The following is a 21,128-nucleotide window of genomic DNA, read 5'->3' as shown; positions in this document are numbered from 1 at the left end:
GCGCCGGGTTGCCGGGCTCTTAAGGCGGCCCCACGGAACTCCCCCTCACGCCACCGTGTTTCGCTCGGACTCAGCGGAGAAGAAAAGTCATGTCGGACAGCGTGCTCGCCTCGGTCGCCTTTCCCTCCCTCGGCCTGGCCCGCTCGGCGCGCGACCGCCTCGCGCGGGCGGGGTTCGCCCGCAACAGCATCGACATCATCCGCCACGACGACGACTTCTCCGTCGCCATCAACACCCGCCCCGAGAACAAGGCCCGGGCCGAGCGCATCCTCACGGGCTCAGCCCTGGCCGACGACCTGCGCCGCACGGGCGATTCCGTGGTGTCGGCGGTCAACGGCAATCGCGGCCTCGCTCTCGGACTGGCGGCCCTGGCGGGATTCGCGCTGTTCGGCCTGACGCGGCGTCGGTGAGACGGCGGCCTCAGGCGGCCAGGGTCGTGGCGAGTTCGCCGACCCGCCGCAGATCCGCGACGAAGGCCGCGTAGGCCTCGTCCTTCGCCCCGTCCGGCAGCCTCAGCAGGTAGGACGGGTGCACGGTGATGAACCCGGCGTAGCCCTTGCCGAACTCCGCCGGCCCCCGCGCCCGGGTGACGGGGATCGCCCGGCCGGCGAGGGCCAGGACGGCGGTGGCGCCCAGCGCCACCACGAGGCGGGGGGCGACGAAGTCGAGTTCGCGCTCCAGCCACCAGCGGTAATGGCTGACCTCGCCGGCGGTGGGGTTCTGGTGGATGCGGCGCTGGCCGCGCTGCTCGAACTTGAAATGCTTGACCGCATTGGTGAGGTAGGCGTCGCCCCGCACGATCCCGGCTTCCGCCATGGCCCGGCCGAGGAGCTGGCCCGCCGGCCCGACGAACGGGCGGCCCTGGCGGTCCTCCTGATCCCCCGGCTGCTCGCCCACGAACGCGATGGTGGCCCCCACCCGTCCTTCGCCCAAGACCGCCTGGGTCGCCCCCGGCACCAGGGGCTCGGAACGGCGGATGATGGCGTTCAGCGCGTCGAGGGAATCCGGGGCCTGATCGGCCATGGCGGCCACGGCCCGGACGGGATCGCGCTTGATCGCCTTCTGCGGCGCCCGCTCGATCATCGAATCCGTGCGCGCGGCCGCCGCCCGGACGAGGCCCGGAATCGCGGCGGTCTCGGGCATGTTGCGCCAGTACTTCTTCGGCATCTCGGCCCGCATGGCGGCGAGGTTGGTGCGGGCGGGGTTGAAGGTGCTTTCATAATAGTCGCGCCAGCCCGCCTCGAACCCGTCGCTGGCGGGCGCGTCCTCGCGCCGTCCGGGCGGGCCGAAGCTGAGATTCTCCGTGTCCCACCGGGCCGAGCCCTCCGGCGTGAGGATCGTCCAGTGCAGGCTCCGGAAACGGCCGACGAAGAACGGGGCGGCCGCCTCCAGGATGTGGTGGTCGGGCTCGAACCAGGCGACGAAGCGCTCGGGCCCCTCCCCTTCCACTCGGCGGAAGCGCAGGAAGGCGTGCATCTTGTGCAGGTCGCGGGCGATGGCCTTCGCCATGCGCTCCAGGCGATGGACCAGGGGATCGCTCGAGACCTCCAGCAGGCGGCGCTCGCCCCGGAGGACCCGCCAGATCAGGGCGTAGAGCAGGGCGTAGCGCTCGGGATCGCGGTGCGGCACCACGCGGGCGACGAGGTCGCCGACCCCGCGCGGCAGGGCGAGCGGCGGGGCGTCGGTCGCCGCGTCCGGGGCGCCGAACAGGCCGGGCGCCTCGCCGACGGACCAGACCACGCGCTCGGGCGGGACGGCTGCGGCGGCCAGACGCCGGACGGCGGCGCGGAACCCGGCACCATCCGCTCCGGCGCCCAGCGACACCGCCTGCGGTCCGGTCCCGAACAGATCGCCGCCCGGCTCCATCCTCAGAACAGGCTCAGCTGCTTCGGCGGGTCGGCGAGGCGGGCGCGGAGATCGAGGCGGTCGGTGAGGCCGCCGCTGGGATGGTAATCCTCCGCGATGAGGAACGGCCGGGCGCGCTTGAGGCCGGAGGTGAGGCGGGCGACGTCCTCCAGGCGCAGGCGGGTGTGGCGCCGCGCCCGCACGATCTTGTCCACGGCCCTGGCCCCGAGACCCGGCACCCGCAGGAGCCATTCCCGGTCCGCCCGGTTCACGTCGAGGGGGAAGTGCGACCGGTGCTTCAACGCCCAGGCGAGCTTCGGGTCGACGTCGAGGGCGAACATGCCGTCCTCCGTGGCGTCGGCGACATCGTCCGGCGTGAAGCCGTAGTACCGCAGCAGCCAGTCGCCCTGGTAGAGCCGGTGCTCGCGCTGGAGCGGGGGCGACTTCAGGGGCAGGATGGTGGAGCCGTCGGGAATCGGGCTGAAGGCCGAGTAGTAGACCCGCTTCAGGTTGAACGAGCCGTAGAGATGCGCGCTCTTGCGCATCAGCGCCTCGTCGGTGGTGGCGTCGGCCCCTACGATGACCTGGGTCGATTGCCCGGCCGGCGAGAACCGGCGTTTTTCGGCCTTCGCCTGCGTGATCCGCTCGCCGATCTGCTGGATCGCGTTCTGGATGATCGTGCCGTTCTTCTCGGGCGCCAGCCGCTCCAGGCTCACCTCCGTCGGCAACTCGACGTTGATCGAAAGCCGGTCGGCATAGAGCCCCGCCTCCTCGATCAGCCACGGGCTCGCTTCCGGGATCGACTTCAGGTGGATGTAGCCGCGAAAACCGTGGTCGCGCCGCAGCGATTTCGCCACCCGCGTTAGCAGCTCCATGGTGTGGTCGGGCGACTTGATGATGCCCGACGAGAGGAACAGGCCCTCAATGTAGTTGCGCTTGTAGAACTCCACCGTGAGGGTCACGACCTCCTCGACGGTGAACTTCGCGCGCTCAACGTTGGACGAGCGGCGATTGACGCAATAGGCGCAGTCGAACAGGCAGTAATTCGTCAGCAGGATCTTCAGGAGCGAGATGCAGCGCCCATCCGGGGTGTAGGCGTGGCAGATGCCCGCCCCCGTGGTCGAGCCGAGTTCGCCCTTGCCCGCCGTGCGCTTCGGGGCCCCCGACGACGAACACGAGGCGTCGTACTTGGCGGCATCGGCGAGGATGCGGAGCTTCTTCGCGAGGGTTTCGTCCATGGATAGGAGATGCGCCCCGTTCGTGGTTCGTTCAATTTATTCCGGGGAAAATCGCCGCCGTGTTCGCTGCCGGATCGTCGCAGGCTCACGGGTCCGCGTCCGGCTCCACCTCCGCGTCCATCTCCGCCTCGACGATGCGGCGGGCGAGCCCGTAGGCGAAGCCGGCCCGGGCCATGGCGGCCAGATCCCGGTCGCGGTGGGCCTCGCGGGTGCCGGGCCGGCGCCACGGCCCGAGACGCCGGCGCCGGGCATAGGCGGCCGCCGCCGTCTCCTCGGTGTCGGTCCCCTCCGCGTCCGCCTCGTCGCGCTCCGCCGCCATGGCGTCGGCGACGAGGTCGCGCGACACGCCCTTTGCGGCGAGCTTGGCCGAGAGGGCCCGGGCCGAGGTGCCGCGCCGGCGCAGGGCCGCCATCCGGCCGGCGGTGAAGCGCGCGTCGTCGACGAGACCGGCGCTCACCGCCCGGGCCACCACGGCCGCGATGGCCTCGGCGTGCGCGGACGGGTCCTCGCCGCGCAGGCAGCAGCGTTTCTCCACCCGGCGCTGGAGGGTCCGCCGCAGCATCGCCACGGATGCGCTGTAGCGCTCCAGGTAATGCAGGGCCGCCCGCTCCAGATAGGCGGCGGTCACGGGCGGGGTCGGCTTGGGTGAGGTCGAACCGCTCAGCGCCGGTCTGGGATTTGCAACGTTCGTGGCCTTCATCTGTTCTTTACGCTTCGGACAGGTTTTCGGTTCAGGTTCGTCCGGATGATCCGACCCGGATGGTGATGATGGGCGAGGGCTCGAGCATGCTATGCCGGCATTCCTCCTGAGACGCGAATGGCTCCTCGTCGTGCTGGCCCTCGGCCTCGCGGCTTTGGCCGGGGCGGTGGTGTACCTGTCGCGCCCGACGACGCTGACCGTGGCCGTCGGCCCGCGCGACGGTGCCGAGGCGACCCTGCTCCAGACCTACGCCCGGGCGCTGGCCCGTGGCCACGAGGATGTCCGCCTCAAGGTCGTGCCCTATGACGACGTGCGCGATTCCGCCGAGGCCCTCCAGCGCAGCGAGGCCGACCTCGCCGTGGTGCGCCCGGACGTCCTCCTGCCGGAGAACGGCCTGACGCTCGCGATCCTGCACGACGAGGCGCTGCTCATCGTGGCCCCCGCATCGGCCGCCATCGAGAGCTTTCCGGACCTGTTGCGCAAGCGCCTCGGCATCGTCGAGCGCCATCAGGCCGACGTGCCGTTCGTGACCAACCTGCTCGGCTTCTACGACTTCACCGCCGAACCCCTCGGGGAGGCCGGAGCGGACAAGCCGATGGGTCCCGCCCGCGTCGCCCTGGTGCCGCTGAAGCCGGCGGATGTGACGAGTGCCGTACAGGAGGGCCGCGTCGATGCCGTGGCGGTCATCGCGGCCCCGGCCTCGAAGGCCGCCATCTCCACTGTACGCGCCGTGGAGGCGGCTTCCACCGAAAAGCAGGTGACTTTCGTCTCGGTGCCCGACGGCGAGGCCATCATCCAGCGGATGCCCGAGCTGCAATCGGTGACGATTCCCGCCGGCACTTTCGGCGGCCGCCCGAAGCGGCCGGAGGAGGACGTGAAGACCGTCGGTGCCTCCTACCGCCTCATGGCCCGGGGCAGCATCAGCCGCTTCACCGTCGCCTCCGTGACCCAGCACCTGTTCGAATGGCGCTCGAAGCTCGCGCCGCAGGCCCCCATCGCCAAGCTGATGAAGGCCCCGGATTTCGATTCGAGCGTCGCCGCCACCAGCGCGCGCCTGCCCAACCATCCCGGCGCGGTGGATTACTTCGAGCGCGAACAGCAGACCCTGTTCGAGCGATACGAGGATTACATCTACCTCCTGGCCTTCTTCGGCGGCACCATCGGCTCGGGCATCGCCTGGCTCGGCCAGCGCCTCGCCCGCGAGCGGCGCGAGCGCATCGACGTGGTGCTCGACCGCCTCCTCGACCTCCTGCGCGAAGTGCGCGGCGCCCGCACCCAGGACGACCTCGACGGCCTCGTGCGCGAGACCGACAGCCTCGTCGCCGACGTGGTCCAGCACGCCCGGGCCCGCAACATCGACACCCGCACCATCAGCGCCCTGATCCTCGCCATCGATGCGGTCCACGCCGCCGTCAACGACGCGCGCCGGACCCTGGACGGGCGCGAACCGGAGGCCACGCGCAACGCGGCCCGGACCCGAACGGCGCGCCTCCTGGCCCTCAACACGCCGGCGGCCGAGTAGCGGCGGCGAGCCCCCTAGGTCGAAGCGAATCCACGCGCGGTCGAGCGGCTAGGGCTCCCCGTCATCCCCCAGGGCGCGGAGGATCTCCAGGGCCCGGCGGCGCCCCTCGGGCGTCCTGATCCGGGACCAGAGCCGCAGGCATTCGTTCGCGTCCGCGACGCTGCCCGGCGTCGTCGGCTCGATGTAGAAATATTCCGTCGGCAGGTTGAGCGTCTCGGCGATCATGCGCAGGCGTGCACGAATCTGCGCGTCAGGGTCTTCGGTCATGTTTCCCGGCCATAAAGTCGCACCGCATGAACTCCGTAATGGGTTGCGAATCTTGTCAAAACACAGGATCGGTTGGCTGTATGATCAGCAGTCACACACGCGATACATCCTCGATGACGCTGGATTGAGGCAGGAGTCGCACGTGATCTTCGCAATCGATCCAATCGGGTCTTTAAGTCATATCAGTCAGGAATGGACCAAGCTCACGGGGCAGACCGTCGCGGCCGCCCTGGACCAGGGTTGGCTGTCGTGTGTCCACGACCAGGATCGCCCGGTGGTGAAGGATGTGTTGACGCGGGCGGCCGAGAGGACCTCCGAATTCAGCGTCCGGTTCCGCCTCTGCTCGACGGACGGCAGTCGGCGCTGGATCGGTGCCGGCGGCGTTCCCTCGTTCGGGCCGCCGGACCGCACCTTCCTCGGCTACCTCGGCTCGATGACCGAACTGGTGCCGGACCCGGCCAACGCCCTGCAGACCTACGGACAGATCGGCCGCTTCATCCCGCCCCCCGCCCACCCGGCGACGATCACGAATGATCACCTGGAATCGATCGCCGACCATCTTCTCATCGCCAACGCGATGATCGAGGACGACGGTGCGAAGGCCGCCCTGCCCGGTTTGCGCCAAGCCCTGTACGAGGTCGGGCGGGCCCTCGCCCGCAAGGTCGACGCCGAGCGGACCCTGAACTGAACCGCAGCCACCGACGGAGCGGCAGACGTCCCGCATCCGGGGGAAGGCCACCGCCCGGATGCGGCCGCGGTGCCGATCTCCGAAGCCGTGGCGGCCACGCGGCCCCTCGCGCGCACCCCGGTGGTTCGCGAGGCTTTCGCCCATGTGGGGCGCCGCCTCACGGAAGGCACGCGCCGCGCCAGCGGCCTCGCGCGACCACGCTCCCTCGACGATCAAGATCCTGTCGATGATGGGCGCGATCCTGAGCGTAGGGGAGCGGGTGCGGTGAGACCGGACCTCGACGGAGCCGACCGCGCGACGGCGTTCGTCCGCCGTTTGGCATTAAGGTTTTGTTGGCAATGTTTGTATAGGAACGGGTAAATGTCTCAAGGAGCCGGCCTATGCGTGTCCTACTGATCGAGGACGATGCGTCCGTCGCGCAAAGCATCGAATTGATGCTGAAGTCCGAACGGTTCAACACCTACACCACCGACCTCGGTGAGGAAGGGATCGATCTCGGCAAGCTCTACGATTACGACATCATCCTCCTCGACCTGAACCTGCCCGACATGTCGGGCTACGAGGTGCTGCGCGCCTTGCGGGTGTCGAAGGTCAAGACCCCGATCCTCATCCTTTCCGGCATGGCCGGCATCGAGGACAAGGTGAAGGGCCTCGGCTTCGGCGCCGACGACTACCTGACGAAGCCCTTCCACAAGGACGAGCTCGTCGCCCGCATCCACGCCATCGTCCGCCGTTCGCAGGGCCACGCCCAGTCGGTGATCACCACCGGCGATCTCATCGTCAACCTCGACGAGAAGACCGTCGCCATCGGCGGCAACCGCGTGAACCTCACCGGCAAGGAGTACCAGATGCTGGAACTCCTCGCCCTGCGGAAGGGCACGACCCTGACCAAGGAGATGTTCCTCAACCATCTCTACGGCGGCATGGACGAGCCCGAATTGAAGATCATCGACGTGTTCATCTGCAAGCTGCGCAAGAAGCTCGCCAACGCTTCGGGCGGCCAGAACTACATCGAGACCGTCTGGGGCCGCGGCTACGTCCTGCGCGACGGCGTCGCCGAGATGCGCGCCATCGCCAGCTGAGACCGGACGGTGGTGCGGGGAACGCATCACCGTCCGCCTGTGCGGCGGAGGATATCCGCCGAACGCAACAACCGGTCGGGCTCGGCGCGGTTGCCATGAGGCCCGCACGGGTGACACGGATCGTCCCGTTGCACCGCCGTGCTCAGGGCAGGTTTCAACCCTGCAACCTGCTTCGCTCTCCGCCCACTGTGATCCCATCGAACGCGCATGCCGCCCGCAGACACGAAAAAGGCCCGGTCCCCCGGGCCTTTTTCGTGTGCACAACGATGGAAGAGCGTGGGGGCGATCAGCCCTTGCGGGCGCTGGCGCCCCGGCGGCGCAGGCGCACGATCACCTCGACGCCGGCGATCTCCATGCCCTCGGGGGCATCGGGCAGCGAATCGACGGTGATGCCGCAATCCGGCATGTCGAGGACCTGGCCCTCCTCCTCGAGGAAGAAGTGGTGGTGCTCGCTCGGATTGGTGTCGAAATACGCCTTCGATCCGTCGAGGGCGAGCTGACGCAGGAGGCCGGCTTCCGTGAACTGGTGCAGGGTGTTGTAGACCGTGGCGAGCGAGACCGGCACCTTGGCGCGCATGGCCTCGTCGTAGAGCATTTCCGCCGTGAGATGGCGGTCTCCGCGGCCGAACAGGAGCCAGCCGAGGGACAGGCGCTGGCGGGTCGGTCGCAGGCCGGCCCGGCGCAGGCGATCGCGCAGGTCGGACAGCGGACAGCCACGCCGACCGGCGACATCGCCCGACGGAGTGGAGGTCCGTGCGTTCAGCATGGCCTGCAACGGCTGCATGTTCGGAATCGCGGTGGCTGACATTTCACCCAAACTTCGGTCTTCACATCTGCGTTTATACGGAACCTGCCGCGTTGCCGCAAGCCGAGGTCAAGGGCCCCGACGCCGGCAAGCCCGGCTGTGAGCGCATATCCCCCCTCCCCGCGCCCGGTATCCGCACGCGCCATGGCGCAGTCGCGGGCGCAGTCGTTTCGAGGCGCGATCCGGCACAGCTTTGAGGCGCACCGGCCCTGTGTTAACGAAGCGCCGTTTTCCGGCCCGTTCCGCCGTCGCGGAACGGCTCTTCCCGCGCGGCGGATGCTAGCCCGTCACAGATCCCCCTCCTCAGAGGACCGATCCGCTCATCATGTCTTCCGCTTCCGATCCCACCGCACCCACCGGCACCCCGGCCCCCGCCCGGGCGACGCAGTACTCCTACGAGGACTTGCTGGCCTGCGGGCGCGGCGAGCTGTTCGGGGCCGGCAATGCCCAGCTGCCCCTGCCGCCCATGCTGATGTTCGACCGCATCGTTTCCATCGGGGCCGAGGGCGGCGCCAACGGCAAGGGCCACGTGCTGGCGGAATTCGACATCCGACCGGACCTCTGGTTCTTCGGCTGCCACTTCAAGAACGATCCGGTGATGCCCGGCTGCCTCGGCCTCGACGCCCTGTGGCAGCTCGTGGGCTTCCACCTCGGCTGGCTCGGCGCCCCAGGACGCGGCCGGGCCCTCGGCGTCGGCGAGGTGAAGTTCACCGACCAGGTGCTGCCCACGGTGACCAAGGTGGTCTACGGCATCGACATCAAGCGGGTGCGCCTCGGCAAGCTCGTGCTCGGCATCGCCGACGGCTGGCTCGAGGCCGACGGCACCCGCATCTACGAGGCCAAGGACTTGCGCGTCGCCCTGTTCCAGGCGCAAGGCTCGCCGGCCGCCTGAGGCGAAACGGTTGAGATCGGCGCGCCAGCGTCCTAACTGACGACGACAGGGTGCCGTCCGAAGCACCGACGGCGGAGAAGAAGCGGTCCATGCGGCGTGTCGTGATCACCGGGATGGGCATCGTCTCGTCCATCGGCAACAACACCGACGAGGTCCTGGCCTCCCTGCGCGCGGCCAAGTCCGGCATCGCCCATTCGGATTCGTATGCCGAGCATGGCTTCCGCAGTCAGGTGGAAGGCCGGCCGAGCCTCGATCCCGAGGGCATCGTCGACCGCCGCGCCATGCGGTTCCACGGCGGCGGCACCGCCTGGAACCACGTCGCCATGGATCAGGCGATCCGCCAGTCCGGCCTCGAGGCCGGCGACATCTCCAACGACCGCACCGGCATCATCATGGGCTCGGGCGGCCCGTCGACGAAGGTGATCGTCGAATCCGCCGCCATCGCCGTCGAGAAGGGGCCGAAGCGCGTCGGCCCGTTCGCGGTGCCGAAGGCCATGTCGTCCACCGCCTCGGCGACCCTGGCGACGTGGTTCAAGATCAAGGGCGTGAACTATTCCATCGCCTCGGCCTGCGCGACCTCGAACCACTGCATCGGCAACGCCGCCGAGATCATCCAGGGCGGGCGCCAGGACATCATCTTCGCCGGCGGCTGCGAGGACCTCGACTGGACCCTGTCGGTGCTGTTCGACGCCATGGGCGCCATGTCCTCGAAGTACAACGACACCCCGGCGAGGGCGTCGCGCGCCTACGATGCCAACCGCGACGGCTTCGTCATCGCCGGCGGCGCCGGTGTGCTGGTGCTGGAGGAGTACGAGCACGCCAAGGCCCGCGGGGCCACCATCTACGGCGAGATCGCCGGATACGGCGCCACCTCCGACGGCTACGATATGGTCGCCCCCTCCGGCGAGGGCGCCGTGCGCTGCATGCGCCAGGCCATCGGCGGCCTCAAGGGCGCGCCCATCGACTACATCAACCCGCACGCCACCTCGACGCCCGTGGGCGACGAGAAGGAGATCGAGGCCATCCGCGAGGTGTTCGGCCGCGGCGACGCGTGCCCGCCGATCTCCGGCACCAAGTCCCTCACCGGCCACTCCCTCGGCGCCACCGGCGTGCAGGAGGCGATCTACTCCCTCCTGATGATGAACAACGACTTCATCTGCGAGAGTGCGCATATCGACGAGATCGATCCGGCCTTCGCCGACATGCCGATCCTGCGCGAGCGCCGCGACGGGGCCAAGCTCGGTCACGTCCTGTCGAACTCCTTCGGTTTCGGTGGCACCAACGCCACCCTGGTGCTGAAGAACGTCGACGCCTGAGACCGTCGGAACCCCCGGACTCCGGCTGCGTTTTCCCTGCAACACGCAAGGATAAAGCGCATGCTGTGGTTCACCCTGGGCACCGTCGGTGGATTGGCCGTCACCGGTCTCGCGGCGGTCTATGCCAAGCAGGCCCTGATCGACTGGGCTCGCGCCGACACGAACGGATATTTCTAGGCCGTCCGTCGCCCCGAATTGGACAGGTCCGCGACCCGCACGCTAAGCCCATCCCCAGGGATGAGTGCGGCGGCCATTCGCGGCCACGTCCACGGGGAAACGCATGACGGGTTTGATGACAGGTAAGCGCGGCCTCATCATGGGGGTCGCCAACAATCATTCCATTGCCTGGGGCATTGCCTCGGCCCTGCACAAGCACGGTGCCGAACTCGCATTCACCTATCAGGGGGAAGCCCTCGGTCGTCGCGTCGCTCCCCTCGCCGCATCCCTCGGGTCCGACACGGTCATTCCCTGCGACGTCGAGGATATCGCCAGCGTCGACGCGGTGTTCGAGGCCCTGGACACGCGTTTTCCCGACGGGATCGATTTCGTCGTCCACGCCATCGGATTTTCCGACAAGAACCAGCTCAAGGGCCGCTACGTCGACGTGACCACTCGCGAGAACTTTTCGCGGACCCTGGCCATCTCATGCTTCTCGTTCACCGAGATCGCCCAGCGCGCGGCCAAGCGGATGCCCCGCGGCGGCTCGCTTCTCACCCTGACCTATGGCGGCTCGACCCGGGTCATGCCGAACTACAACGTCATGGGCGTGGCCAAGGCCGCCCTGGAGGCGTCGGTGCGCTATCTCGCCGGCGACCTCGGCCCGGACGGCATCCGGGTCAACGCCCTGTCGGCCGGCCCGATGCGGACGCTCGCCGGGGCCGGCATCGCCGATGCCCGGCTCATGTTCAATCACCAGAAGGCCCACGCCCCCCTGCGGCGCACGGTGACCCTGGAGGAAGTCGGCGGTTCGGCGGTGTACCTCGTGTCCGACCTGTCCGGCGGCGTCACCGGCGAGGTCCACTTCGTCGATTCCGGGTACAACATCATCTCGATGCCGCGCCCGGACGTCCTTCAGGCCCAGGACGAGGCCGGCGTCATCGACGCCACCGCCTGAACCCGTCCCGTGATCCGAGGATCACGGGACGGCGTTCCGTTTGGGCCGTTCCGCACCGTCTCGCCATGCTCCGGACGTGCGGCCCTCCCCTTCCGGGGAGGGACGCGTCTACGGATCAGTCGTCGGCGTCCACGGGGGCGTCCCGGTGATGGGACATGGGAAGCGACGTCCCGAGCCGATGCGACGCGGGCCGGATCATTTCCTCCGACGGGATCAGGGCGATGCTGGTCGAGACGAGGCCCGCCATGGCGCGCACGTCCTCGGATTGGCGTGGATCGCGGGAAACGGCAGCGGCCTCGCGCTCGAGACGCATGTTGCAGGCCTTCGACGGCAGACCGCCCGACGGCGTACAGGCATCGTGCCGGGCGCAGGCCGCGTCGAGGGCATCGATGGGCGGCAGCGGTGCATTGTTGCCGGGGCCGCAATAGTTGCCGTGGACCAGCAGGGGCCTGTCGAGGCCGGGTGCCGGCTGTGCCGCGGCGGGCAAACCCAGGGACAGGAGCAGCAGGAACGGTGCGGTGCGGGTGATGATCATGATGCTTGGGCCATCTCTCGAGCAAATCACCCCCTCAGGTGATCTGGTACGCCAGCGTCCCCAAGGAGCAGCCGGCGTTGTCTCAAGCCTTTAGCCTGACGGGGGTTCCGCATTGCGGGATCGACCCGCCGTCGCAGGTGGAAGTCCAGGCGCGTCCGGTTCGACGCCGAGGCTAGTCTTGAGGGCGACGCCCGTCACACCGCGCTGCAGGGCCTCGCGGGCGAGCCGGACCAGGGTGTCGGCGGCGCGGTCGATGGACAGGCCGCCCCGGTCGTGGATGTTGGAGATGCAGTTGCGCTCCGAGTCGCGCCGGCCCGGGCGCGGTCCATAGGTGACGTAGATCCCGAGGCTATCGGCGACGCTGAGGCCGGGGCGCTCACCGATGAGGACGGCGCACAGGCGCGCCCCGAGCTTTTCTCCGATGGGGTCGCCGATGGCGACGCGGGCCTGGCTCGCCACCACGACGGGGGCGACCGAGAGCCCGTCGAGGCGCGCGAGGCAGGCATGGATCAACGGGGCGGCCTGGCTCTGCACCGCCATCGCCGATAGGCCATCCGCCACGACGAAAACGAGATCGACGCCGTCCGCCGCGCCGTCGAGGGTGCTGTCCGGGTCGAGGGTGCGGCCGAGGTCGGGCCGGCGCAGGTAGGTCGCGCGGTCGGGGGCGGCGCTGCGGACGCGCACCACCGGATGGGGCCGCAACGCGTCCTCCAGGGCCGCGACGTCGAGGGCGGCGTGAACGGCGTCGCGCGCCCTGGCATGGGCGAGCTGGAAGTCCAGCACCGCCTCCAGGGGCATCGCGTCGCCCCGGCGTCCGAGGCCGATGCGGGCGGAGGTCGCCGACCGGAGGGCCGCCCAGCGGTCGGCGGCGGTGGCGGGCGTGCCGTCGCTCATGGTGAGCCTCTCCTCCGATCCAGCCGCATCAAACCACTCGGCTCGCGCGGTCCATGAGGCGGGTCAGGCTCGGGTGGCGGGGTTCGAGCTCGCGGATGCCGCCCTCCGGCGTGGTCATGCCCATCTGGTCGAGCCACGCCTCGAACTCGGGGGCGGCGCGGACCCGCAGGGTGGTGCGCAGGGTCAGCACATCGTGGAACGACAGGCTCTGGTAGTTGAGCATGATGTCGTCCGAGCCCGGCACGGCGATGAGGAAGCTGCACCCGGCCACCGTCAGCAGGGTCATCAGCCCGTCCATGTCGTCCTGGTCGGCCTCGGCGTGGTTGGTGTAGCAGACGTCGCAGCCCATCGGCAGGCCGAGCAGCTTGCCGCAGAAATGATCCTCCAGGCCGGCGCGGGCGATCTGCTTGCCGTCGAAGAGATATTCCGGGCCGATGAAGCCCACCACGGTGTTGACCAGGAGCGGCCGGAAGGCGCGGGCGACGGCATAGGCGCGGGCCTCCACCGTCTGCTGATCGACGCCGTGATGGGCGTCGGCCGACAGCGCCGCGCCCTGGCCGGTCTCGAAATACATCACGTTGTCGCCCACCGTCCCGCGCTTCAGGCCGCGGGCCGCGTCGTGGGCCTCGGCCAGCACCGCGAGATCGACGCCGAAGCCGCGGTTGGCCGCCTCGGTGCCGGCGACCGACTGGAACACGAGGTCGACGGGGGCGCCGCGCTCCAGGATGGCGAGGGCGTTGGTGACGTGGGTCAGCACGCAGGTCTGGGCGGGAATCGCATAGTGCTGGCGAAGCTCGTCGAGCATGGTCATCAGCGCGCCGGCGTTCTCGACGCTGTCGGTGGCGGGGTTGATGCCGATGCAGGCGTCCCCCACGCCGTAGAGCAGGCCGTCGAGGACGGAAGCCGCGATGCCGCGCGGGTCGTCGGTGGGGTGGTTGGGCTGCAGCCGCGTGCCGAGGCGCCCGGGCAGTCCGATGGTGGTGCGGAACGCCGTCACCACCCGGCACTTGCGCGCCACCACGATGAGGTCCTGGGCCCGCATCAGTTTCGACACCGCCGCCACCATCTCGGGCGTCAGGCCCGGCGCCAGGGCGGCGAGGACCGCGGAGGTGGCCGCGTGGGACAGGAGCCAATCGCGAAAACCCCCGACCGTGAGGTGCGCCACGGGGGCGAAGGCGGCGGCATCGTGGGTGTCGATGATGAGCCGGGTGACCTCGTCGTCCTCGTAGGGGACCAGAGCCTCGGTGAGGAACACCCGGAGCGGCAGGTCGGCGAGGACGCGACGGGCGGCGATCCGCTGGGCATCGCTCGCGGCCGCCAGCCCCGCCAGCTCGTCGCCCGAGCGCCGGGGCGAGGCCGCGGCGAGCACGTGTCGGAGGTCGGAAAAGCTGTAGCGCTCGCCGCCGAGTTCGCACCGGTAGGCCATGGCCCTGTCTCCCGCACCGGAGGCCTACGAAGCCACAGCCCGGGGCACGTGTCGAGGCGGCCCGGATTCGCGGGCGGACCGCGCGATCAGTCACGGGCGATCAGTAATGCGGGGGCGGCGGCTCCGGCGCATGGGTGCCGGGGCGGCTTCCCGCCTCTTCCATCTCCTCCGCCAGCTTCGCCATCCGCCGCGTGAGGGCGTCGATCTGGCGCCACTGCGCCGTGATGGTGGCGTTGAGGTCGTCGATGACCGCATCCTGCTCGGTCAGGCGCATCTCCAGGGCGTCGATGCGGAGGCCGAGGTCGGGGTCGCTCATCTCGGGGTGGCTCATCGCAGGGTCCCTCATCGCAGGGTCTCCGGGGCGTGGTCGGGCCGCTCCACGAGGGCGGGACCGAGGGCGATGCGGCCGTCGAAGACGAAGCAGTCGCCCGTCCAGCGGTTTTCGGAGTCCGGCACCGCCTCGAGGTAGCGCAGGATGCCGCCCGCCAGGGTGTGGACCTCGGCGAACCCGCGGGCGCGCATGTAGGCCCCGGCCTTCTCGCAGCGGATGCCGCCGGTGCAGAACATCGCCACCTTCGGGTGCGCCGCCGGGTCGAGCCCGTCGACGTAGGCGCGGAAGTCGCCGAAGCGCTTCGTGCCCGGATCGACGGCGCCGGGAAAGCTCCCCAACGCCACCTCGAAGGCGTTGCGGGTGTCGATGAGCAGCAGCCCCGGCGTGTCGAGGAGCCCGTTCCAGGCCTCGGGGGCGACGGGCGTCGCCGGGGCCACGGCCGGGTGGGTGGCGCCGCCGTCGAAAGTCACGATCTCGGGCTTCACCCGGACCTTGAGGCGCCCGAACGGCGGCGCGTCGGCCGAGGACAGTTTGACGTCGAGGTCGCCGAGGCGTCCGCCGAACGGCGGCCCGGTGCGGAGGGCATCGACGAACCTCGCGACGGCGCCGGCTTCGCCCGCCACCGTGCCGTTGATCCCCTCGCGGGCCAGCAGCAGGGTGCCGGTGATTCCGAGATCCCGGCACAGGGCTTCGACGGGCGCGCGGAGCGCGGCCGCATCCGGCAGATCGACGAAGCGGTAGAGGGCGGCGACGGTGAGCATCGCGACGGCATAATCCGGGGGCGTGCCAGGGGCAAACGAGAGGGGCAAACCCAAGGGCGATCCCTACCGGGAGGGCGCCGGGATCCGGCGCAGGACGAAGGTGACGCCCACCTCCGGATCGCGGCGCCAGCGTCCGTCCCCCGTGGGGATGAGGTTGACCGTGTGCCCGCGCCGGGCGTTCAGGACGAGCCGCCCCCGCGCGAACTGCCAGGACACGGGATCGAACACGCTGAGGCCGCTGTCGCGGCAGCCGTCGAGGAGCCGCACGGGCGCGGGCGCGGGCGCCTGCGTCAGCTCCAGGCGGCAGACATCCTGGTCGCGGTAACGGTCGAGGGTGTAGAGGCCGGCCGGGGGCGCCTCGCCGCCGAGATCCGTTTCCGCCGCCAGCGGCGCGGATGCCGGTGTGCCCGCCTGGGGAGTCGCCGGCGGCGGCACCGGGGCCGACGGCACCGCCGCAGTCGGCGGCACCATGGCGACGATCTGCAGGGGCACGAGGCTGTAGTGCTCGCCGGATTCCGTCTGCGCCGCGAGGCTGCGCGCGTCCGGCCGGCGGGTGAAGGGCAGGACCGGGCGGACGTTCTTGTCGACGAAGCGCAGGGTCCCGTCGGTGAACAGCCAGCCGGCGACGCCGTTCAGCACCGGCAGGGCGCGGCGGCATCCGGCGGGAAACGACAGGCGCCGCCCGGCCTCGCCGCTCTCGCTCGACAGGGTCATGACGCAGCGCCGGGTGCTGCCGTCGCGGGACAGGTCCCAGGTGCCCGGCACCCCGGCGATGTCCTTGGGCAGGCTTTCGACGAACGGCGCCGGGGGGACGGTCTCGGACGCGGGCGCGTCCGTCGGCGCCGGAACGGCCCCGGGCGGCTGGGCGTCCTGCGCCACGGCGAGGCCGCCCACCGCGAGGGCGGCGCAGACTGCCAGCGCGCGGGCCGATGCGGCGGCGCTCACGCTCCGGCGCTCCGGACCGGCACGGGCGTCTCCGGCACCGGGGTCAGCGGTCCGCGGCCGGCGAACCAGTGGGTGAGGTTCTCGACCACGAGGCGGCCCATGGCCTCGCGGGTGTGGACCGAGGCCGAACCAACATGCGGCAGGAGCACGACGTGGTCCATGGCGACGAGGTCGGCCGGCACGTGCGGCTCGCGGGCGAACACGTCGAGTCCGGCCCCGAGGATCGTGCCGTCGCGCAGGGCCGCGACGAGGGCGGCCTCGTCCACCACGCTGCCGCGCGCCACGTTGACGAGGATGCCCTGCGGCCCGAGGGCTTCCAGCACCGCGGCCCCGACGAGGCCGTCCGTCTCCGGGCCGCCCGGCGCCACCACCACGAGGACGTCGACGGCCCGCGCCATCTCCACGAGGGAGGCGTGGTAGGCGTAGGGCACCTCCGCCTGCCGGCGACGACCGTGATAGGCGATGGCGACGCCGAACCCTTCGAGGCGGGTGGCGATGGCCCGGCCGATGCGCCCGAGGCCCAGAATGCCGACGGTTCGCCCGCGCAGGGTCGGGGTCAGGGGATAGGGCTTGCCCGGCCAGTGGCCCGCCCGCAGGTAGCGGTCCGCCTGCGGGATCTGGCGCAGGGTGGCGAGCAGCAGGCCGAGGGCGAGGTCGGCGACCTCGTCGGAGAGGACGTCGGGGGTGTTCGTCACCACGATGCCGCGCGCGGCGGCGCAGGCCGTGTCGATGGTGTCGTAGCCGACCCCGAAGCTCGCCACGATCTCGAGGTTGGGCAGGTGCGCCAGGAGGGCGGCGTCCACGGGCGCCTGCGCGCCCGTCGCCATGGCGCGGATGCGCGGGCCGATGGCGGCGTAGAACGCCGGGCGGTCCGGGGCGGTGTCGGCCCGGTGCAGGGTGAACCGCTCGACCAGGGCCTCCATGACGCTCGGCTGCAGGGGTTTGAGCAGCAGCAGATCGACGGGCAGCATGGGGGACCTTCTGGCGGGCCTTCGGGACGCCGGTACGCGGCCCCGGAGGCCGCTCGTCCGCTTTAAGCCGAGGACCGGGGGCCGGTCCAGTGAGGTGGTGGCGCCCCCCACACCGGGCCTCGCCATGCGAAAACCTCGCCGCAGCCATCCGACGGGGGCCGCACGCCCCACTTTCGCCGAACGGTCTGGAACATTACTAAAGGGAACCTGGGCCTCGAGGCCCGCCGAGAAACGCGAAGACAACCCAATCATGACCGCGCCGCGCACCCTCTACGACAAGATCTGGGACGACCACGTGGTCGATGTCGAGCCGGATGGCACCAGCCTCCTCTACATCGACCGCCACCTCGTCCACGAGGTGACGAGCCCGCAGGCGTTCGAGGGGCTGCGCGTGGCCGGGCGCCGGGTGCGCCACCCGGAAAAGACCCTGGCGGTGGTGGACCACAACGTCCAGACCTCGGACCGCAGCTTCGGCATCGAGGACCCGGAGAGCCGCATCCAGCTGGAGGCGCTCGCCGAGAACGTGCGCGAGTTCGGCATCGAGTTCTACGACGCCCTCGACCGGCGCCAGGGCATCGTCCACGTCATCGGCCCCGAGCAGGGCTTCACCCTGCCGGGCCAGACCATCGTCTGCGGCGACAGCCACACCTCGACCCACGGCGCCTTCGGGGCCCTGGCCCACGGCATCGGCACCTCGGAGGTGGAGCACGTCCTCGCCACCCAGACGCTGCTGCAGAAGAAGGCGAAGAACATGCGCGTCACCGTGGACGGCACCCTGCCGCCCGGCGTGACGGCGAAGGACATCATCCTCGCCATCATCGGCGAGATCGGCACCGCCGGCGGCACCGGCTACGTCATCGAGTATGCCGGCGAGGCCATCCGCGCCCTTTCGATGGAGGGCCGGATGACCATCTGCAACATGTCCATCGAGGGCGGCGCCCGCGCCGGCCTGGTCGCGCCCGACGCCACCACCTTCGCGTACGTGAAGGGCCGACCGAAAGCGCCGCAGGGCGAGGCGTTCGAGCGCGCCCGCGCCTACTGGGAGACCCTGGTCTCGGACGAGGGCGCGCATTTCGACCGCGAGGTGCGGCTCGACGCGGCGAACCTTCCCCCCATCGTCAGCTGGGGCACCAGCCCCGAGGACGTGGTCTCGATCTCCGGCGCCGTGCCGGACCCGGCCCGGATCCTCGACGAGAACAAGCGCCAGTCGAAGGAGAAGGCCCTCGACTACATGGGCTTGGTGCCGGGGACGAAGATCACCGACATCGCCATCGACCGGGTGTTCATCGGCTCGTGCACCAACGGCCGCATCGAGGACCTGCGGGCGGTGGCCAAGGTGGTGGAGGGCCGCAAGGTCCACGCCAACGTCTCCGCCATGGTGGTGCCGGGCTCCGGCGTGGTGAAAGCCCAGGCCGAGGCCGAAGGCCTCGACCGCATCCTCAAGGCGGCGGGGTTCGACTGGCGCGAGCCGGGCTGCTCCATGTGCCTCGGCATGAACGCCGACCGCCTCAGCCCCGACGAGCGCTGCGCCTCGACCTCGAACCGCAACTTCGAGGGCCGCCAGGGCCACCGCGGCCGCACCCACCTCGTCTCCCCCGCCATGGCGGCGGCGGCGGCGGTGGCGGGGCACTTCGTCGACATCCGCGACTGGCCGAACGCCTGAGCCCGACACCGCGGAGCGGGCTCGCGAAAATCCCGATTGACGGGTGCCCCCGCTCCGCCTAAACGAACCCACGTCGGCGCCGCGAGCGGCTCCGGCGAGCCCAGGTGGCGGAATTGGTAGACGCGCTGGTTTCAGGTACCAGTCTTGCAAGAGGTGAAGGTTCGAGTCCTTTCCTGGGCACCAATTGATTTCTAAGTCCTGGAAATCAAATCGCTTTTAGGTTTTCATCCCGCACCCGGGACACCGGTGCGGGATTTCTTTTGGCCTCACGGGCCAACCGCGCGCGGTTCGCGGTTCTTGTGTAGGTCGCGCTTTCCCGACTTCCATCGGCCCATCCGAACAAGGCATTGAGCTGCGCCTCGCTGGCGCCGGCCTCGGCGGCCCGCCGCGCCCCGGCCTTGCGCAGGCCATGAGCCGAGCCCGGGCAATCGGCCTCCCGGCACACCTTCCCGAACCACGTCCCAAACGACTCCTTGGTGAAGGGGCGTCCGCGATCTGTCGCGATGAACGTCAGCTCGCCGGTCGAGGCGGCCGCGATCGAGGTGGCGAGGGGCGGCAGGATCGGAGCGATGACCACCATTCCGGTCTTCTCGGTGCGCAGGGTGAACTCGCCGTCGCGGACGTGCGGCGGACCGAGGCGTACAGCATCGCCGCGGCGCAGGCCTGTGTAGAGCAACAGATCGAATGCGAGGCGCTGTCGGGTCCCGACGGGCCAGCGTGCCTCGAAGCGCCCGAGCTCGTCCTCGGTCCAGGCGTGAAAGCCCGTATCGTCATTGTCGCCGGACAACAGCTTTACGCCGAGCGTTGGGTCGACCCTGACGTAGTCGGCGTTGACCGCCCAGCCGAAGAGGCCTCGCATCGCCTTCAGGAAATTGTTGGCCGCATGCGGCTTGTCCCGCCGTCGATCCCGACCGGCCAGGATGGCCCGACGGTCGATGGCCTTGATCGGTTCGGCCCCGGCCGTTTCCTCGATGGCGCGATAAACCGCATGGCGCTGCTTGCGCGTCGCCGCCGCAAAATCGGACCACTCGGCCGTGGTGAGGTACTTCGCGATCAGCCAGGCGAGCGTCCCGGGCGCCGGGCCGCTGGGTTCGACCGTCGGCCTGCCCTCGACCGCGAGGCGGTAGTCGCGCCAGAATTCAGGGCTGTTGTAGGCCTCGCGCATCCGGGTGCGCGGCCCCTGCCCTACTCGCACGTACCAGACCACCGTGCCGTGGCGGGTGGTCTCACGAACGAGATGAGGCGGACGGGGGCGGGGCATGTCGGTGGTCATAGGACCACCACCCGCTCATTGTTGGCAACCTCGTTGGGAAGCTGGGGGTCGGCATTCTGATCAGGCGGGCGCACCGTCTCGACGGCGACGCCATCGGAGCGGACGATGACTCGCATGACCGGCAGGCCCGCAGCCTGGACAGCCCGGATCGCCCTGGCGATGTCGGCCTGCGTGACGACGGCGGCTCGACGCGGCATCAGCGAACCGTTCCCGCGCTCAACGCGTTGCTCGCCAAACCGGAGAGCGATGCATGTCCAACCTGAGCGCTTCGAATCAGAACCTGCCTGAGACGACCTACGACCAGGCGCAGGGGGAACGTGAGAAGCACCCCAAGCCTGATGAAGGCGGAGCTGCGGTATCCCCGCGCGACGCCGATCACGGCACCGTTCGGGAGACACCCGAGGGTCCGAGCGACCGGCCTGGCACGGAAGCCGAGGAAGAGAAGCACCGGCACGAGTAGGCGAAAGCAGTTCAGAGGCTCAGCTTGCTCGCTGAACCATGCAGTGTGGCAGCGCTCGATGCAACCGAACGCTGCCCGCGTGTCGGCGGAATGCACATTGATACGCACGATCGCTCTTCCTTGATTCGCCGGGTGCATTCCGAAATGCTTGCTTAGAAGTGGAAAGCATCGCTACTGATGCGATCTCCGACCGTCGCGTTGCCATCGTCGAACAGCTTGGCGTCCATGCTAATTGGCGCGCCGCGATCGGGGTGGAGCTTGTAGACAGCGGACTGTCCGACGTCAGCACCTGTGGGACAGAATGAGGGTCTTCACGAACGGAGGATGGCTGGTTCATCGTAGCCCCTGAGGAGCGAAGATGAAGCAGACATCCGGACCGGCCAAGAAGCCGGCAGAAGCG

General features: G+C 69.9%; 23 protein-coding genes and 1 tRNA gene. 10 read left to right on the top strand and 14 right to left on the bottom strand.

What is annotated here, in order from left to right; translation table 11 throughout:
* Window positions 1–89 precede the first annotated feature (89 nt).
* Window positions 90–410, top strand: a complete 321-nt coding sequence (locus FV218_RS12760; protein WP_147710000.1) for a hypothetical protein — start codon at window positions 90–92, stop codon at window positions 408–410.
* Window positions 411–420: 10 nt separating this feature from the next.
* Here FV218_RS12760 and FV218_RS12755 read toward each other — a convergent pair whose 3' ends face one another.
* From FV218_RS12755 to FV218_RS12745, 3 genes are all read right to left on the bottom strand, one after another.
* Window positions 421–1,866 (bottom strand): UdgX family uracil-DNA binding protein, encoded by a 1,446-nt coding sequence (locus FV218_RS12755; protein WP_147709999.1) that lies wholly within the window; start codon window positions 1,864–1,866, stop codon window positions 421–423.
* A gap of 2 nt (window positions 1,867–1,868) precedes the next feature.
* The gene (locus FV218_RS12750) at window positions 1,869–3,083 is read right to left on the bottom strand and encodes a putative DNA modification/repair radical SAM protein (RefSeq protein WP_056087480.1); all 1,215 of its coding nucleotides are present in this window, start codon (window positions 3,081–3,083) and stop codon (window positions 1,869–1,871) included.
* Between the two features lie 85 nt (window positions 3,084–3,168).
* A complete protein-coding gene (locus tag FV218_RS12745; RefSeq protein WP_246685102.1) occupies window positions 3,169–3,711 on the bottom strand; it encodes a RecX family transcriptional regulator in 543 nt (180 codons plus the stop codon).
* A 163-nt stretch (window positions 3,712–3,874) separates the two neighbouring features.
* Between FV218_RS12745 and FV218_RS12740 the strand changes: the two genes are divergently transcribed.
* Window positions 3,875–5,305 carry a TAXI family TRAP transporter solute-binding subunit gene (locus FV218_RS12740; RefSeq protein WP_147709997.1) on the top strand — a complete coding sequence of 477 codons (1,431 nt, stop codon included), beginning with the start codon at window positions 3,875–3,877 and terminating at the stop codon, window positions 5,303–5,305.
* 48 nt (window positions 5,306–5,353) lie between these two features.
* Here the strand turns inward: FV218_RS12740 and FV218_RS12735 are convergent, their stop codons facing one another.
* Complete coding sequence (locus tag FV218_RS12735) at window positions 5,354–5,572, bottom strand: hypothetical protein (protein WP_147709996.1); 219 nt, start codon at window positions 5,570–5,572, stop codon at window positions 5,354–5,356.
* Between the two features lie 142 nt (window positions 5,573–5,714).
* On the opposite strand from FV218_RS12735, the gene FV218_RS12730 reads away from it, so the two are divergent.
* Window positions 5,715–6,260 (top strand): PAS domain-containing protein, encoded by a 546-nt coding sequence (locus tag FV218_RS12730; protein WP_056087489.1) that lies wholly within the window; start codon window positions 5,715–5,717, stop codon window positions 6,258–6,260.
* A 380-nt stretch (window positions 6,261–6,640) separates the two neighbouring features.
* Window positions 6,641–7,342, top strand: coding sequence for a response regulator transcription factor CtrA (locus FV218_RS12725; protein WP_056087493.1), 702 nt, complete (start codon window positions 6,641–6,643; stop codon window positions 7,340–7,342).
* Between the two features lie 286 nt (window positions 7,343–7,628).
* Here FV218_RS12725 and irr read toward each other — a convergent pair whose 3' ends face one another.
* The gene (irr, locus tag FV218_RS12720) at window positions 7,629–8,135 is read right to left on the bottom strand and encodes a Fur family transcriptional regulator Irr (protein WP_147710013.1); all 507 of its coding nucleotides are present in this window, start codon (window positions 8,133–8,135) and stop codon (window positions 7,629–7,631) included.
* A 337-nt stretch (window positions 8,136–8,472) separates the two neighbouring features.
* On the opposite strand from irr, the gene fabA reads away from it, so the two are divergent.
* The 3 genes from fabA (at window position 8,473) to fabI (ending at window position 11,469) form a co-directional block, all read left to right on the top strand.
* A complete protein-coding gene (gene fabA / locus FV218_RS12715; RefSeq protein ID WP_056087496.1) occupies window positions 8,473–9,039 on the top strand; it encodes a 3-hydroxyacyl-[acyl-carrier-protein] dehydratase FabA in 567 nt (188 codons plus the stop codon).
* An 89-nt stretch (window positions 9,040–9,128) separates the two neighbouring features.
* Window positions 9,129–10,355, top strand: coding sequence for a beta-ketoacyl-ACP synthase I (gene fabB, locus FV218_RS12710; protein WP_056087499.1), 1,227 nt, complete (start codon window positions 9,129–9,131; stop codon window positions 10,353–10,355).
* A gap of 280 nt (window positions 10,356–10,635) precedes the next feature.
* The gene (gene fabI / locus FV218_RS12705) at window positions 10,636–11,469 is read left to right on the top strand and encodes an enoyl-ACP reductase FabI (RefSeq protein ID WP_147709994.1); all 834 of its coding nucleotides are present in this window, start codon (window positions 10,636–10,638) and stop codon (window positions 11,467–11,469) included.
* Between the two features lie 115 nt (window positions 11,470–11,584).
* Here fabI and FV218_RS23215 read toward each other — a convergent pair whose 3' ends face one another.
* The 7 genes from FV218_RS23215 to FV218_RS12670 all read right to left on the bottom strand — a co-directional run bounded on the left by FV218_RS23215 (window position 11,585) and on the right by FV218_RS12670 (window position 17,332).
* The gene (locus tag FV218_RS23215) at window positions 11,585–12,004 is read right to left on the bottom strand and encodes a hypothetical protein (RefSeq protein WP_246685101.1); all 420 of its coding nucleotides are present in this window, start codon (window positions 12,002–12,004) and stop codon (window positions 11,585–11,587) included.
* Between the two features lie 90 nt (window positions 12,005–12,094).
* Complete coding sequence (gene eutC / locus FV218_RS12695; protein WP_147709993.1) at window positions 12,095–12,898, bottom strand: ethanolamine ammonia-lyase subunit EutC; 804 nt, start codon at window positions 12,896–12,898, stop codon at window positions 12,095–12,097.
* Window positions 12,899–12,926: 28 nt separating this feature from the next.
* Entirely contained in the window at window positions 12,927–14,324 is a 1,398-nt protein-coding gene (locus tag FV218_RS12690) for an ethanolamine ammonia-lyase subunit EutB (protein ID WP_147709992.1), read from the bottom strand.
* A 100-nt stretch (window positions 14,325–14,424) separates the two neighbouring features.
* Window positions 14,425–14,640, bottom strand: a complete 216-nt coding sequence (locus tag FV218_RS12685; RefSeq protein ID WP_082476113.1) for a SlyX family protein — start codon at window positions 14,638–14,640, stop codon at window positions 14,425–14,427.
* A 26-nt stretch (window positions 14,641–14,666) separates the two neighbouring features.
* Window positions 14,667–15,416 carry a rhodanese-like domain-containing protein gene (locus FV218_RS12680; protein ID WP_147709990.1) on the bottom strand — a complete coding sequence of 250 codons (750 nt, stop codon included), beginning with the start codon at window positions 15,414–15,416 and terminating at the stop codon, window positions 14,667–14,669.
* Window positions 15,417–15,479: 63 nt separating this feature from the next.
* Window positions 15,480–16,361, bottom strand: a complete 882-nt coding sequence (locus FV218_RS12675) for an AprI/Inh family metalloprotease inhibitor (protein WP_246685100.1) — start codon at window positions 16,359–16,361, stop codon at window positions 15,480–15,482.
* Window positions 16,358–17,332, bottom strand: coding sequence for a 2-hydroxyacid dehydrogenase (locus FV218_RS12670; protein ID WP_147709989.1), 975 nt, complete (start codon window positions 17,330–17,332; stop codon window positions 16,358–16,360). The genes FV218_RS12675 and FV218_RS12670 overlap by 4 nt, the downstream gene beginning before the upstream one ends.
* 250 nt (window positions 17,333–17,582) lie before the next feature.
* Here FV218_RS12670 and leuC point away from each other — a divergent pair, with 250 nt between their 5' ends.
* The gene (gene leuC, locus FV218_RS12665) at window positions 17,583–18,995 is read left to right on the top strand and encodes a 3-isopropylmalate dehydratase large subunit (protein WP_147709988.1); all 1,413 of its coding nucleotides are present in this window, start codon (window positions 17,583–17,585) and stop codon (window positions 18,993–18,995) included.
* Window positions 18,996–19,093: 98 nt separating this feature from the next.
* Window positions 19,094–19,178, top strand: a tRNA-Leu gene (locus FV218_RS12660).
* 22 nt (window positions 19,179–19,200) lie between these two features.
* Here the strand turns inward: FV218_RS12660 and FV218_RS12655 are convergent.
* Both FV218_RS12655 and FV218_RS12650 read right to left on the bottom strand, forming a co-directional pair.
* Window positions 19,201–20,268 carry a site-specific integrase gene (locus FV218_RS12655; protein WP_246685099.1) on the bottom strand — a complete coding sequence of 356 codons (1,068 nt, stop codon included), beginning with the start codon at window positions 20,266–20,268 and terminating at the stop codon, window positions 19,201–19,203.
* Window positions 20,265–20,465: a hypothetical protein gene (locus FV218_RS12650; RefSeq protein ID WP_147709987.1), complete on the bottom strand. Its 201-nt coding sequence runs from the start codon at window positions 20,463–20,465 to the stop codon at window positions 20,265–20,267. Before FV218_RS12650 ends, FV218_RS12655 begins: the two co-directional genes overlap by 4 nt.
* Before the next feature lie 53 nt (window positions 20,466–20,518).
* On the opposite strand from FV218_RS12650, the gene FV218_RS12645 reads away from it, so the two are divergent.
* Window positions 20,519–20,728 carry a hypothetical protein gene (locus FV218_RS12645; protein WP_147709986.1) on the top strand — a complete coding sequence of 70 codons (210 nt, stop codon included), beginning with the start codon at window positions 20,519–20,521 and terminating at the stop codon, window positions 20,726–20,728.
* Window positions 20,729–21,128: the final 400 nt, after the last annotated feature.

Origin of the sequence: Methylobacterium sp. WL69 (assembly GCF_008039485.1) — a bacterium.
Taxonomy (GTDB): Bacteria; Pseudomonadota; Alphaproteobacteria; order Rhizobiales; family Beijerinckiaceae; genus Methylobacterium.
The sequence above is the reverse complement of the archived record's forward strand: the minus strand, read 5'-3'. Positions and strand labels throughout refer to the sequence as shown.